Origin of the sequence: Shewanella sp. T24-MNA-CIBAN-0130 (assembly GCF_040310185.1) — a bacterium.
In the GTDB taxonomy this organism is placed as follows: domain Bacteria; phylum Pseudomonadota; class Gammaproteobacteria; order Enterobacterales; family Shewanellaceae; genus Shewanella; species Shewanella psychromarinicola.
In genome coordinates, this window is the sequence record NZ_JBEOPP010000300.1 from 1 (window position 1) to 273 (window position 273).

At 36.6% G+C, this 273-nt stretch carries 1 pseudogene; it reads left to right on the top strand.

The features are described from left to right. Positions 1-273 (top strand): annotated as a pseudogene (locus tag AAEZ02_RS22470) (GGDEF domain-containing protein); the annotation flags it as partial.

Below are 273 nucleotides of genomic sequence, written 5' to 3' on the forward strand. Positions count from 1 at the left end.
CTAATGTTGAAGGTGTTGTGTTAGCTCAGGCATTATCAAAGCGCCCTTCTATGACCCAGATTGATGACGACCTTAATGACATCACTCAAGTGATGACACCATTGACACTCGACAAGCAACAATATGGTGATTTACACATATCAGTAGATGACAGCATTATCACTGATAGAATTACATTTTACGGCCAATTTATTGTGCTATTACTATTATCATCTCTTTGTGCCAGCTTTTTTCTCTCATTATTCTTACGTCGTAAATTTTTAAGTCCAATGT